At 41.0% G+C, this 15068-nt stretch carries 10 protein-coding genes; all 10 read right to left on the bottom strand.

Annotated features, from left to right (window positions below; all coding sequences use genetic code 11):
* Positions 1-65: 65 nt before the first annotated feature.
* Positions 66-1250, bottom strand: coding sequence for a n-acyl-d-glucosamine 2-epimerase (locus BM156_RS04460; protein WP_093918601.1), 1185 nt, complete (start codon positions 1248-1250; stop codon positions 66-68).
* A gap of 12 nt (positions 1251-1262) precedes the next feature.
* Positions 1263-2198 carry a DUF4434 domain-containing protein gene (locus tag BM156_RS04455; protein WP_093918600.1) on the bottom strand — a complete coding sequence of 312 codons (936 nt, stop codon included), beginning with the start codon at positions 2196-2198 and terminating at the stop codon, positions 1263-1265.
* Between the two features lie 39 nt (positions 2199-2237).
* Positions 2238-2948: a GDSL-type esterase/lipase family protein gene (locus BM156_RS04450; RefSeq protein ID WP_093918599.1), complete on the bottom strand. Its 711-nt coding sequence runs from the start codon at positions 2946-2948 to the stop codon at positions 2238-2240.
* Positions 2935-4767, bottom strand: coding sequence for a sodium:solute symporter family protein (locus tag BM156_RS04445; RefSeq protein WP_093918598.1), 1833 nt, complete (start codon positions 4765-4767; stop codon positions 2935-2937). The genes BM156_RS04450 and BM156_RS04445 overlap by 14 nt, the downstream gene beginning before the upstream one ends.
* Before the next feature lie 58 nt (positions 4768-4825).
* Positions 4826-6244, bottom strand: coding sequence for a DUF5009 domain-containing protein (locus BM156_RS04440; protein WP_093918597.1), 1419 nt, complete (start codon positions 6242-6244; stop codon positions 4826-4828).
* Positions 6245-6253: 9 nt separating this feature from the next.
* Positions 6254-7699 (bottom strand): calcineurin-like phosphoesterase C-terminal domain-containing protein, encoded by a 1446-nt coding sequence (locus tag BM156_RS04435; protein ID WP_093918596.1) that lies wholly within the window; start codon positions 7697-7699, stop codon positions 6254-6256.
* Between the two features lie 29 nt (positions 7700-7728).
* Positions 7729-9087, bottom strand: a complete 1359-nt coding sequence (locus BM156_RS04430; protein WP_093918595.1) for an alpha amylase family protein — start codon at positions 9085-9087, stop codon at positions 7729-7731.
* A gap of 301 nt (positions 9088-9388) precedes the next feature.
* On the bottom strand, positions 9389-10195 hold the full coding sequence (locus BM156_RS04425; protein WP_093918594.1) for a glycoside hydrolase family 16 protein: 807 nt from the start codon (positions 10193-10195) through the stop codon (positions 9389-9391).
* Between the two features lie 163 nt (positions 10196-10358).
* Positions 10359-11954, bottom strand: a complete 1596-nt coding sequence (locus tag BM156_RS04420) for a SusD/RagB family nutrient-binding outer membrane lipoprotein (protein ID WP_093918593.1) — start codon at positions 11952-11954, stop codon at positions 10359-10361.
* A gap of 12 nt (positions 11955-11966) precedes the next feature.
* A complete protein-coding gene (locus BM156_RS04415) occupies positions 11967-14966 on the bottom strand; it encodes a SusC/RagA family TonB-linked outer membrane protein (RefSeq protein ID WP_244525707.1) in 3000 nt (999 codons plus the stop codon).
* Positions 14967-15068 lie beyond the last annotated feature (102 nt).

Here is a 15068-nt window from a genome sequence, read left to right as displayed (position 1 = left end):
GTTTGTTGGTTTTAGAAAAGGTTGAATTCATGAGGAGCATTTCGAACACTCCTCATGAACCATTTTTATTTTAATTTCTGATCAATCTTTTCCAGCGTTTGCCAGCAGTGATACAAACCTCGTGGCACATGGAAACAGCCTTTCCACTTACCTCCTTTCAAAGGCAGCAGCACCTCTCCCTGGCGATTCAGGTAACCAAACCATTCCGGATGCTCTTCATCTTTAAAGTGCGTCCAGGAATATTCGTGCACTTTCTCAAACCAAGCCAAACTTTCTTCAGATCCAGTCAGGTGATAGCCTTTCAGCGTGGAAATGAGTGTTTCGATATGCACCCACCACAATTTTTGGTCCCACTCAAGCTGCTGCGTAGGATGTCCCAAGCGATCCATGAAATAGAAAATTCCCTGGTGTTTCTCATCCCACCCATGTTTAATCATTTTCAGAGTAATGTCATTGGCGTTTTTCACCAACTCAGGACACTCTAAACGAACACCCAAATCCATGATGAACCACATGGCTTCAATTGCATGGCCGGGATTAAGCAAACGCCCGTCGAACGTATCCGACAAGCTTCCATCAACATTCAAATTTTCAACCACCAAACCTAATTCCGGGCGATAAAAAATATCCATCACCTCATGAATACAAGTTTTCATGGTTGCTTTCAGAAAGTCTTCATCCAACAGGTGTTCAATTTCCAAAGCAAGATTACACAGAATCATGGGCAGTGCGAAGTTTTTCAGATTTCGTGTGCCGGGGTAAGCCTTATTCCATTGTCCTTTAGGATTACTGGTTTTCGATAAAATGATATCGAAAGTTTTTCGGGCAATTTCGGCATACTCCTGGTTACCGGTAGCTTTACTCAGCTGCCCAAAAGCCATACAAGCAAAAGTGTATGAAAAAATATTGTACGGTTCAATCAGCGGCTGTCCTTCACGAGTAAGCGAGAAATACCAGTTCAACTGGCCATCGTGTCCATGTTTCTTCAGGAATTCTGCTCCTTGAATTGCGGCATCTAACCATTCCTGCTTCTGTTCAACCTGGTTATAAAGCATTGAAAACAACCAGACTTCACGTCCCTGCAACCAAATAAATTTATCGGTATCAAATACATTTCCAGCCTGATCAAGGCAGGTAAAATAGCCCCCAAAATCATGATCCTGCGATTTATTCAACCAAAAAGGAACAACATTATCCAGCAGTTCCTTTTTATACTGCTCGGCAAGCGCCTTGAAATTTAAATTACTCATGGGTGTAAAAAATTATTCCAGTTCCTTTAGGTATTCCTGGTAACGGTTATACAAATGTCCGGCCTGCAAATACGCTGACTGCGGACTCATAAAATGTGAAAATTCAAACGTTATCGCTTGCTCCATGCCTGCTCGTTTGGCAGCCAGAAGCTTCAGCAAGAGTTTTTCCCACTTGATGGGTAAAAACTTGATTGGCATATCGCGATCAAAGGTTTCGGAGTTGGTCCAACTTCTGATTCCATACTTATCAGCCAACTGCTTATTTACTTGTAAGAAATCATCCAACTCATCAAATTCGATGTGCCCATCCTGAAAAGCAACAATATCAATCGCATTATGAATTCCTGCAAAAATCTCCCCCCAATCTTTTTCATGCTTCTTCAAGCTAACTCCCGACGTACGAGCAGTTTCAGAGGTATACTGACTGATATTTTTAACTCCATCAATGTACGGAGAAATTAGAGTAGTCAGCTGTCCAGATACGGCTTTACAATGTTCTCCCAAGCCAGCATACATATCGATGATTGTTCCTGTATTTCGGCTGCATTCCTGAGAAATATACCAACCTTTAAAAGCCGGCATCTGTCCATAGGCCTGCCATACTTCCTCAACCAATAGTTTATTTAGATCCAGTTCTTTTCGGAAATCTCCATTCACCCAATAACGTCCGGAATCGTACAAGCCAAAGTAAAAATCCATCCCATATTTCTCGCTCAGTTCCAAAAACATCTTTACCAGGTCAACCGGTGGTTGATAAGCTCCTTCCCGCCCCATCAAAATAACAGAAGGATAGGTCAGCCACTTGCGGTAGCCGCTTCGAATTAAAATGACCGAGTTAATGCCTGCCTGTTTCATATAGGCAAAATCCTGATCCCATTCCTTTCGCCCCCAATTTTGGTGAGGAATATCATGACTGATCTCATCCAAAAAAGTTCCTCTAATCTTCATGCTGCTTCTATTTAATATCTTTTATATAATGGTAATTTTTTATAATCTAATACCCTTCTCCTTAAAAATTTTGCGCCATTGCAAATAGCCTACGGCACTCAAATGAATCCCATCAGCCGTATATTCTGGGAGTAATTGCCCATTTCCATCTGCAAATTCGGAATACAAATCAAGATAGCGGATATTCTCTTCGGATGCAATCTTTTCAAACTTTTTGTTCAATAAAATAATTCGATCCGATTTATTTTTCATGTAATCGTACCAAATTACCTCTTCATTAATGGGCAAAACACTTTGAAGGACCAATTGAGTTTTTGGTGACTCTTCCTTGATTTTCTGCAAAATCTCCCGTACCTTTTCGCCAATAACATCAATGGGTACACTTCGCCCAATGTCATTAATTCCAATCATCAGGAACACTTTTTCGGGCTTCGAAGAAATAACTTCATCCAAGCGATTCAAGAGTCCAAAACAAACATCGCCGCCAATCCCCCGATTGACAATTCGTTTGTTCTTAAACAACTCGTTCCAATCGCCATTTTCAGTAATGCTATTTCCCAGAAAAACAATTTCCTTCTTTCCGTCGGGAAGCCCCTCGTAAAAGGCTCGCCTGACTTTATAATGGGCAAAGGTGTACGAAGTATCATAAGGCAAGGTGTTTTGAGCTGCCAATTCACTTACTCCCAATACACCAACAAGTGCAAGAATAAGCCTCCAGCCATATCTTACTTTTCTCTTAGCTTGGCTCATAATCTTTAATTTTATCCAACCAGTTGTATTTCAAAATCACTGAGGTAATGACCAAAAGCACCAATGAAATAATCAATCCATTGTAATGGCGTACCACCAAGTAAATTGGAGCCACAATCAAAGTCATTTGCCACACAATACCCACAAAAATATTGAAGCTGTCTCGAGCAAGATCTTTGTTTTTGGTCAGTCCCGGATAAACTTTGCGTGCTTTATCGTGTACCGGTTTCCACCATCCCCAAGGCCGAACATTTTTATAGAATTCGATCAACGTTTCATCATCAACCGGCTTCGTCAACAAACAGCCCAAGAAGCTTCCAACAGAAGCCATCAGCAGAATAATTGGGAAAATGTAAATGTCTGGCGTGTTCGGGAAAAACAAAAATTTCACTGTTGAGCCAGCCAAACCAGCCAACATTCCCCAGAAATAGCCATAACCATTGAAACGCCACCACACCCATTTTAGCACGTTGGCTGCAACATAGCCTCCATAAAGCGATGAGGTAATCCACAAGGTCAGTGAATTAATCGATGCTGAGAAAAATCCAAAGATAATCCCAACAATCACAATTCCGATTGAGGCAATGTAGCTGATCCGAATATACTTTTTATCCGAAGCATGGGGGTTGATATAACGTTTGTACAAATCGTTAACGATGTAGGCTGGTGCCGAATTAACAAAGGCTGAAAAAGTGGACATAAAAGCAGCCAGCAAACCAGCCAGAATAATCCCTTTCAGGCCAACAGGCAACAAGTTGTTAATCACATAGGGTAAGATTTTCTCAAAATCAATTTCTCCTCCACCTGCTTTTAGTGTTGGCGCAACAAATACCAAACCCAATACAGCCAAGCCGGCAACCATTAAATAACGAGGAGGATAAAGAACCAATGAGGTCAATCCACTCATTTTGGCAGCATCGCGAGGTGTTTGTGTTGACAAAACCCGTTGCATATCATATCCTGGAACCGGGCCAGCCAAACTGGAGAAGATGCCTTTGAAAAACATCATCATTACTAAAGCTCCCAGCATTCCGAAGCCATCCTGTGCAATTTTATCATTCACCTGGTCAAAAATTCCGGTCCAATCCAAGCTCGTATTCCACGAAGGCATAATATCGAACCATCCATTTGGAACTGCAGCATTGATTTCTTCCGCAGACACATGAGTCATCGCAAACCAAGCCACAGAAATACAGGCAATGGTCATGACAAAAAACTGCATCACCTCTGTTGCTACCACACTGTACATTCCACCTTTAATTACATACAATGTTGTTAGTGCGAGTAAAATCGTCGCATACATGTACTCCGAAATGATATGGATTGAACCAATGGTGAGCGACAAGTCCCAGGGGAATATCGTGACTGCAAATTTCCCGATCCCCACAAAAAAGTAGGCAATAAACCCAATGGCACTAATGATGGCAAAGATGATTACAATGATGTGTGAAAGTCGACCTCCTTTGTCGTTTCCAAACCGCGTAGTAATCCATTCGGCGCCAGTCATTACATTGGAACGGCGAAGCCACACAGCCATAAACACCATGATAAAAATCTGGTTCCAGACAGGCCATAGCCATGGAATCCAAACACTCTTCACCCCATACACAAACAAGATGGTTACCGTCCAGGCTGTCCCTGAAATATCAAACATTCCGGAACCATTGGAAAGTCCCAGGAAATACCATTTTAGTTGATTCCCTCCAAGAAAATAATTCTGTAAGTTTTTATTCGCTCGTTTAGAGATCCAGAAACCAATCAGGATACTCAGGATAATGTATCCGATAATAATCCCGATATCAATAATGCTAAAATTCATGTTTCTACAGTTAGTATGTTTTTTATTAATCCGTTTTATTCGTGTTGATCAGACCGTTTTACGCTCTCCAAACAATTTTCTTCTTAGCCATCCAATACACCAATCCCATCGTAGCTAATACCAGGATAAATGCACGAAGTGCTCCAATCCATGGATATCCAGAAGGGTACAGGAAGTTATACACTCCAATAAGAGCTGTAACTTTCAAAAATGGGAACATAAACCAAGTGGTTACCACATAGGCCATCAAGGGGTTGCTTCCTGCTCCTGCAAACAGGCGTACAAAACCACCCTGCTCCCAATACCGGCAAACCAAGTCAAAAAACATCAGCAAGCACAGAGCCATTCCCGAAGTCATGACCATATACGATGCTGTTGCATGATCTTTCTTTATTCCACCCTCCACCGGTTCGATCAGTAAGCCCAGCAACAATAGCAGCGCTGCCAAAATAAACATGGAGCGATAAGCCGGCAAATGCTTTTTCACAATTTGCCAAAAGCCAGCAAGCAACAGCGGCAAACTAATAAATAAAGCAATCATCCACCGCTCAAAAAGTGCAACTGTCAGCCAAACAACGAGCAATCCCATGCCCAAATGAAATAAACGCTCCCAAACAATTGCGGGCTTTTTCTGTGCTTTTTCAGGTGTTTCCTGCAAGCGTTTCAGCAAAAGGTCACCGACGAAAGTTGCTGGAATAATTAGCAGAGAATAATGCGTCATTCGAAATAGAAAGAACCAAGACGTTCCCTGAAAACTATCAATGACCTGGTCAAAACCAGTGTATTTACAAGTTAATTGAATAGCTGCCCAAAAGATAAAAAGCACCGAACGGGCCAGCCAGTTATTCCGTGTAAAATACCAACTTAGAGCCCCCAGCACATAAACATTAGCCAGCAAAAGAATAATGATATTGCTTCGGTGCAAACTAAACTCTTGCCCATAGCCCCAGCGAAAAATAAGCAGTAAAATAACAGCTCCTCCCCACCCGGCCAGTCGCCAGATGCGTTTCTCATGCTGATCCCGAATAATCCCAAACATGGGAAACATCAAGCCAAAGCCAATCAGGGTTAACCATTGTAAATCGTAACCAGAGATTTGTTGTCCAAACACCTCCAAGTCAACCAAACCTGTCCCAATCGCATAGGGTAAAATATGAGCGATGTAAATGGCAAAAAATACCAAGGAGAAAAAGCGGGCAACGATTGATTTTCCAATTACGATTCCATTGGCTCCCTTTTCTATTTTACGATTTAAAGCCAGTGGAATAGCAGCCCCCATACAAAATATGAAGACAGGTAATACCAAGTCAACCCAAGTAATTCCTGCAACGGCAGGATTAAACGCGTGTGTTGGAGGTGGACATTGCGCATGGTACATCCAGGCAGGCAAAGCTCCTCCAAAAGGAATTGTGCCCGAAAGTACCATTCCAAAGATGGACAGTCCCCTGAGGACATCTAATGATAAGGCTCTTTTCATTCGGGGTGCTTAGTTCAATTTTGTTTTATAGGATTTCCCAAAACGGTCAATCACTTCAATTACAATCGATGCCGTATTGGACTTTGATTTTGCACGAAACATGTGATTATTTTTACGAGCACTAACCCATTTATAATCCAGTTTTTCTTTATCGGCGTAAGCCTTTGCTGTTTCGGGATCGGTACCTGAATAAGCCTCCATTTCACCCATCTTCGTCCCATTCTCATACCAAAACACTTTCCATGCTGGATCCCAATTCCACACGTTCACCGTAAAAAACTCGGGTTGTTCAGGATTATCGCCTACGGGATATGCCCGGAACTGATAGTCTTCCCCTTTTCCGGCACTTTTATAGTACCAGCTTAGTTTCGATCCATCGGCCTCAAAAACAGCATAACCTTTGGGTGTTCCATCTTCAGCATAATCACCCTGCCACCACGCACCACAGACTGACGACACATTGTGTTCGAACAAGTTCGGAGCTAGTTCCAAATTTCCATTTTGATGGAGGTGACCTGAAATAATATGAGCCTGGTAGGGCTTAAGAATTTTGTACAAAGTCCTCTTATTAACAACAGATTGGGATATAGTTGAATAAGAAAACTGCTTCACATCCTGCTCATTCAGCGCTGTTGGAATATGCAAAGCAACCACAACTGTTTTTCCTTCTTCAACAATTGCCAAGTCCTGCTCCAGCCAGCTCAATTGCTCCTCCGTGAGGTAGCCAATATAGAAATAGTCGCGTCCGAGGTAAAAAACATTGTTCAAAACCACATAATGAATCTCTCCTTTATTGAATGAGTAATAAGCTGGGCCAAAGTTTTCTTCAAAAACTTTTTCGGCTCCTTTGTTAGAGCGATCGGTGTAATGCATATCGTGGTTTCCCAATGATTGATAAAAAGGGATACCCACCGGAGTCAGCAAACTCTTGATCGAATCATAAAGTACCGGGTTATCGCCGACAATATCACCACATCCTATTCCATGAAAAGGACGTGTTCCATAACCTTTCAGCAAGTCTTGTAAATCGGATGCTACTTCCCGCGCCATCAAAGCCTCTTCCGGCTTTTTAACTTGTGGATCAGCCCAAACAACAAAGCCATGATGACTGTCATCGACATTCTCTTTTTGTAACTGAAAATCAATAGCTTTCATCTTGTCGCCAAAAGAAACTGGCTGAAAAAACTGAGGCGCAGAACGATTCACCGGAACCGTGTAACCTGCCGGAGACGAAATGTACACCATGCTCGCCTCTGGATTTGCTGGTAATTTGTACTTCCCGTTTTTACCCGTTGTTACAACTGAAAAACCATCCGTAACTGCGACTCCCTCAATCCCCTTGCCTTCACAAGAAACTTTCCCCTTGTAAATGTCCTGCTTTTGAGCCACACTGCTATGTGGAACAGACCATCCCCAAGCCAGCAGAATAAGAATTAGACCAAGCTTTCGTATCATGATTGAGCTATTGATTTTCGTTATGTGTATTAGTTATTTAATATTGGTTCGCGCTTGAAATAATCTGGATCAGCAGCCATTTCAAAGCCATCTTCAACCTCTTTCCACATGTTTTTCTCGATAATGTGAACGATGTCGAACATCATCAAACCATCCGATGCCTGAAAGTTCATGGCAATAGAACGAGACAGCTGAGGACGGTTATCGTAAAACTGATCAACCAGAATACCACCATAGAAAGGCAGACCATTCATAATGCCGCGAATCTTATCGCAAGATCCTTCAACACAATACCACGTACTGCGGGTTGCTTTACTATCTGTTTCATTTCTCACCAAGTTGTTGTTCTTCAGGTATTCATCCATGGTAACATTGGTATAGTAGTTTCCAACAGTAAACAGATCAAGCTCTTCGGCATAACCAAAGTTCTTATACTCTGGAGTTGCCCAGTTAAACTCTTGCGAAGGATCGTACTGATCGCTGGCCCAGTTTACACCGACTTCGTAATAAGAAGGGTACCAAGCCCCAGTGTAAGTCCCAAACGAAATGTTTGGATTAACAGCCTTCACTGTTTTGCCAGCTAAAGCCATAAAATCGTGAATATTGCGGGTACGCCACTCAATCCACTTTTTGAAGTATTTTCCACGAACGTAGTCGCTCTTACCGTCCGCATTGGTTTTCCATTCGTAAATATCTGTTGGGAAATTTTTAATTTCTTCGCCCAGGTATTCTTCAAATTTTTTCTTTGAAAAATCAGAAAAGTCAGCCATGATGCCATCGTAACGAACACGATCCAAAATAATACCGTCCAAGTCCGGATAGTTAGCTGTTACTTCTTTTAATACGTTCAGCATGTGTTCCTGGAAATCAGGATTAATCGGATTGATCATCGCTGAGTATTTTTTCTTTTGAGTCATGATCGACACAATTCCTTGGTCGGGTGTATACACCATAGTCGCCCACTCTGGGTTTGTGGTGTAAGTTTGCCCACGGTCAAAATAATTGTGTCCACCAACAAATGTGTTCATCGAAGCATGCACACGTATTCCCAGCTCATGCGCTTTGCTAATAAAGTGACCTAGGTAGTCAAAGTCAGGACGCTCGAAACCAGCCCATTCTTTCATCTGTGGAGCATACTTACTTTTGTATAGTACTTCGCCGGTAATCGGGCGAATATCAACAACAGCATCCGTAAAGCCAATATTCTTGATTTTCTCCAGGTAAAAATCAATGGAGTCAGGATCGCTAAAACGTTCAAAGTTTGCTTCTGCATCAAACCACAACAAAGCCGGCTTGTCCACTTTAGCCTTTTTTATCTCCGCTTTCGGACTACAGGCCGAAAATACCGCTACCACACAAAACAGTAAATAAACAATTGAGTTTCTCATCTTTAAAGGTTTCAAAAAATTAAAAGGTTGTTATCTCTTAGTCACTTATTTTATTCCGAAATCGCCTCATCAATTCCTTGCTTGACATATTCCCATTGATCGTTCTTTTTTATTTACAGCTTGTGCATTGCATTAATCCTGGATTATAGAAAACATAATGAAGTATTTTCAACAGTCCTTTTAAAATATAGAGCTCTCCCAAAAAGTAAATCAACAATAACCTGATACAAACTGACACTTTTCATCCTCTATTTTGGGAACAGCCCTATATCTTTTTCTCAATATCTCACAAACACGTGCCTTATTTCTCTTTCTTGTATACTTTCACATAATCAACCATGAATGTATCTGGAGCACAAGCATTTTTAATTCCCTCCAGTGTTGCAGGGATCTCCATACTTAGAATCATGTATTGATCGATATGGGATAAGCCAACTGAAATCTCATGAAACTTCAACCCATCAATATAAAAAGCATATTTCTCTGGAGTCCACTCCAATGCAAACGTATGAAACCCTTCCGATAATCCTTCCAAGTCGCTATTAAGTTGACCACAAGATTTCTGATTAGGTCCGTACGCCCAGTGCACACAGTGAGTCATATGATCTTTTCCTGCTCCTTTAAAATATTCAAAGATATCGATCTCTGAACCGTACTTTGCTGGATCCTCGCCATCAGAGATCAACGGAGATTGCATCCAAAAAGCAGCCCATGGGCCAATCCCTTTTTGGAGTTTAGCTTTACATTCGAAATAACCATAAGTAGTGTTAAATGTCTCATAAGTCCCCACGGCACTTCCCATGATGCTATCTCGCTTGATATCATACATTAAATGCAAATTGCCATCCTCTACCTTAACCATTGACGGATCATTGTAACCAATGCGCCGGGGTCCGGTACCTCTTACTTTCCATTTGGTCGTATCCAGTTCAGTTCCTTGAAATTGATCCTCCCAGTATAGTTTATAGCCTTCTTTTAGCGGATCGAAGATCTCCTGAGAAATTGCGGTATTAGTCGGTGCCTCATCTTTATTATTTTGATTATTGTTTGTTTGACAAGACAATGAAATCGCAATTACGAATATTAATAAAGCCCATTTATTTTTCATTTTAATCTATTTTAACCTTGAATATGATTGTATGTTAACACCGAGAAAAAGTGACGCTAATTTTCGTTATTGCTTACGTTCACAACAAACTTAAATTATTGCCACACTCATCGGTGCATAAAGATTAAGGGGGAGTAAAATCCCCCCTCATCAAAAAGTAAAACTATTTATATCTACCTGTATCCCACCATACTCGAACGTTCGAACCGTCACCCTGACCATTGTTTAATGTTCCGGATGTTGCATTCTCTGCATTCTCTTCCTTTTCTTTATTTACATAGCGAAGTTTCTTTATAAACTCGCCATTATTTGAGTTAATTTTCGGATCATCACTCTGGGCAATTGGAGTTAAGACAGGATATCCAGTTCTTCGAAACTCAGCCCATGCTTCGTTTCCATTTGGGAATAGAGCAAGCCATTTCTGTGTCATGATTTTCTCCAATTTCCCTTCAAAACCAGCCTCTTCCTGCCAAGCAACAGAACCGCCATCAATATAACCTTCATCATTGTCCGTATTATACAAAGACGAGCTAACACCATTCCGAGCTTCAGCAAAAGAAGCTCTAATACCGTCCTCATAATTGGATTTAGCGTTTCCGGCATTGCTCCATCCTCTAATTGCAGCCTCTGCCTTTAGTAAACAAACCTCAGAATAACACATGGTATAAAAAGGGAATGCTTTAAATCCTTGTGGAGTCGCTGTTCCTGAGTTCCATTCCGGAGCCCAAAGAAGTCCCCAAATGTTAGAGTTTTCAACAGCTTTGTTTCCTTCCAATGCTAACTGATCGCTTGGTAAACCATTACGCAAACCTTTAAATTCAGGAGTTTCCGTGTCATGAGTACTTTGAGTCACTCCCCAATAGCATTCCATCCGTGGATCATAGACGCTACTCAACTCTTTATAAACAGTTTCCAAGGTTGAACTCATCCGAAACTCATTCCAATAACATAGGGTGTAGAGAGGATGTCCAATTCCTGTATTGTCATCAACGCTTGTGGCAATGGCAGCATTATCCGCCACTGACTCCATCAACTTCCCTGTTGCTAAAGCGGCTTCGCCTTCAGTCTGAGCTTTCTCTTCATCAATGAATGCCAAGCGAAGAGAATAACGCAAGCGAAGAGAATTCCCTAGTTTGATCCATTGGTCAACATCTCCTCCATACATGATATCTTGATTTCCGTACTTCACCTGATCAACTGTGAATCCTGCAGATAGAGCGTCAGTAGCTTCGCGTAGCTCTTTTAAAATATCGTAATAAATATCTTTCTGAGCATCATAAACCGGCTTTTCTGTTCCACGGCTAGCTTCACTGTATGGAATATCCCCAAATAAGTCAGTGGTTCTTGCCGTTCCAATTGCGGCCATAATACGTGCAATATGATACATCTCTTCGTACTTCGGAGCTTCTCCTGCCATCCGTTTAATATCTAAAAGATCTTTTAGAACATAGGTATAGTAAGGAGTCCAGTAGGCACTCGTTACCCAGGCATTGTTGTATTCATACCGGTCGGAAGAAAAATATGTTGCGGTATTACTAATCCATTGCGAGTATAAATTGGCATGCAAATTCTCCCCCATCTGATAGTTTCCCCAACCTCCATTAATGGCTTCACGTGTCAATTTCGGAAACAACAAACTCGGATCAATTTCAGTTGCAGCATTGGGGTTCGTATTCATTTCATCAAAATCATCGGTACAACTAACCAACACAATAAAGCTGCATAACACTGCTATCAAAAAGCTAAATATCTTTTTCATATCACAAATTTTCTAGAAAGTTAAGTTAACATTGAATCCAATATTATAAGAAGAAGGTAATGAATTCAATTCAAACGCCTGAGACCAGTCCTGCTGATTTGAAGCACCTTCCGGATTGGTTCCTGGAGTATGTCTTACTAAGTAGAACAGATCACGACCAACCAACGAAACTTTTGCCGCTTTCAAGAAAGATACTTTGGTTAACATTGACTTAGGGATATTATAGCCAAGTGATACTTCCCGAACTTTTGCATAAGTTGCATCATACATATAAGCTTCTCCAACTCCATAAGGTCCACCAACATAAGACCAGTATTTTTCAGATGTTATTTCTTTCTTATTGGGTTGTCCTGTTGAAGCAACAACTCCATCAACCACCATTTTTTCCCGTCCCTCAACGGTACGTACAGAAGTTCCTGCTTGGGTTGCCAAAGCATCAGTTACTGAAAGGATATCACCTCCAGAGCGAATATCAACCAGAATGTTTAAGGTTAAATCTTTATATGATAATTTTGATGTAACAGCACCAGTCCAATCCGGGAGCATATTCCCAACTTTGACATAATCAGCGCTTGAAATAGGCAAACCATTGTCATCTACCAAAATGTTTCCATTAGCATCGCGATCGAAAGCACGACTCATGATATCACCAAACTTCTCACCTTCTTTTACCACAACCTGACCAATTCTCATTGAGCCTAAAACATGAGTTTTCACATCATCGCTCAGTTCAATACATTCCGTCGTGTTTGTTCCCCAGTTCAAATTCAGATCCCATTCCCAGTCTTTTGTTTGAACAGGAACTAAGTTTAACATCACTTCCAATCCTTTACTTGAGATTTTACCAGCATTAATAAACTTGCTGGTATACCCTGTTGATTGGGGTGTAGCCAAGGTTAAAATCTGATTGGTGGTATTCGAATTATAATAGGTGAAATCAAGTCCAACCCGGTTTTTAAACATTCTAAAGTCTAAACCACCTTCCCAAGAAGTCGTTTCTTCTGGCTTCAAATTGTAGAAAGGCTGTGTATTAGGTAAAGCTGCATAAATTAGATTCCCATTAATTTTAGAAAAGCCATAAACCTGGGATAAACGATAAGGATCAGTATCATTACCAACTTGAGCCCAAGAAGCTCTCAGCTTCAAGAAATCAATATCTTCTGACATCTCCACCACTTCAGAAACAATTCCACTTAAACTAACAGAAGGGTAAAAATATGACCGATTGTCGGCTGGCAAAGTTGAAGACCAGTCATTTCTTCCTGTAACATCCAAAAACAAATAGTCTTTGTAACCCAATTGGACATTCCCAAAAACAGACTGAATTTCCTTCTCTGTTTCATATTCTGTCGCTGTTTGGCTTGAACCGTTTGACAAGTTATTGAATCCGTAAATTACCAAGGTTCCAGAACTACCTCCCAACGAGTTATACTTTCTATTCATAATGGCTCCCCCAAGGTTCGAGCTCAATGAGAAATCACTAAATCTCTTATTGATCCGAAGCATTATATCCGAGTTAACCTCTCTAAGTCGAGCTTCCGATACACTGCGAGAAGGGTTTGTTCCAGAAACACTTTTTAAACCATAATAACTTCCATGATCTTGCCAATAGTCCATTCCCGTTTTTCCTGCAATCGTCAGCCAATCGGTAAGTTCAAATGCAGCATTAACAACACCTGTAATCCGATCTCGCTTTGTTACACTGCTCTTTTTATTTGTAATTAAGTTGTATGGGTTTAAGTACTCATTACTAGGCCCTGTCCAGTTCATCGGAATGTCATCCACAGTCATGTTATCCTGCAAATCTTCCAGGCGGATGTTGGCGGGCATTTTTGTAAACATTTGCATCAACCCATATTCACCTAGTGCAACCCTATTTTTTGTTTCCTGGCGGGTATAAGTTCCCTTTGTTTCAACCTTTAAGCGTCCATACTTAAAATTGGTGCTCAGATCGAAATATTTCCGATCAATACTATTATCTGGAGTTACTCCGTCGATTTGAGAATCTGTAAACGCAAAACGAGCGGCCAGATTTTCTCCTCCCCCCTGAATAGAAAGAGAGTTTGAAGCATTCATTCCTGAACGAAAGAAATCGTTAGTCCGCTGATCCTGAGCGATCATTGGATATCCTCCAACTTCTCGATTGTAGAAAGAATCACGCCAGTTCTCAATCGTTTGTCCGGTCATTAAAGGACCCCAGCCATCTTTTGAACTAAGGTCAAACTTTCCGGCATTCCCTTGTCCATACAGCCATTGAAAATCATATCCTTCATTCAAATTTGTCCAATTGTAATTTCCGTTGTATTGAACCTGAACAGCTTCACCCTGTTTGGCTTTTTTGGTCGTAATCACAACAGCACCATTTTGGGCTCTGGAACCATAGAGTGCCGCAGCGTTAGGTCCCTTCAATACCGAAATACTTTCAATATCATCCGGGTTAATTTCGGATGCAGCTGTTGCAACATCTGACCCTCCCCATTGATTAAAACTTCCTGTATATGAGTTATCAACAGGGACTCCATCCACCACCCAAAGAGGCTGATTATTTCCACTCAATGAATTCAAACCACGCATTACCACCCGTGTTGATCCACCTGTACCACTTGATGATTGAGAGATATAAACACCTGCTACTTTCCCTTGTAACATATTGGCAATATTCTCAGATCTCACTTCGCTAAAATCTTCGGTGTTGACTTCCTGCATGGAATACCCAAGAGTTTTCTTCTCTCTTTTCATTCCTAAAGCAGTAACAACGACCTCATCCAACTCTTTCAAATTTTCTTTTAGTACAATTTCAAATTTTGTTTTTCCACTTACCGGAACTTCTAATGACTCAAATCCAATAAATGAAAATTGCAGTACAGCATCCTTAGAATTCACTGCAAGTTGAAATTTTCCGTCGAAATCGGTTATTACTCCATTTGTTGTCCCCTCTTCAATAATATTCACGCCCGGCAACGATTCTCCTGCTTCAGAAACAACGATTCCCGATACATTTATCTGTGCCATAACTCCATGGCACGCTATCAGAAGTACTACAAGACAAACAAGTCTCTTAACTCCAAAATATAATTTCATATTTTTACGTTTTCAGTAATATGACATCAGCTT

It is taken from the genome of Sunxiuqinia elliptica (assembly GCF_900113005.1).
In the GTDB taxonomy this organism is placed as follows: domain Bacteria; phylum Bacteroidota; class Bacteroidia; order Bacteroidales; family Prolixibacteraceae; genus Sunxiuqinia; species Sunxiuqinia elliptica.
The sequence above is the reverse complement of the archived record's forward strand: the minus strand, read 5'-3'. Positions and strand labels throughout refer to the sequence as shown.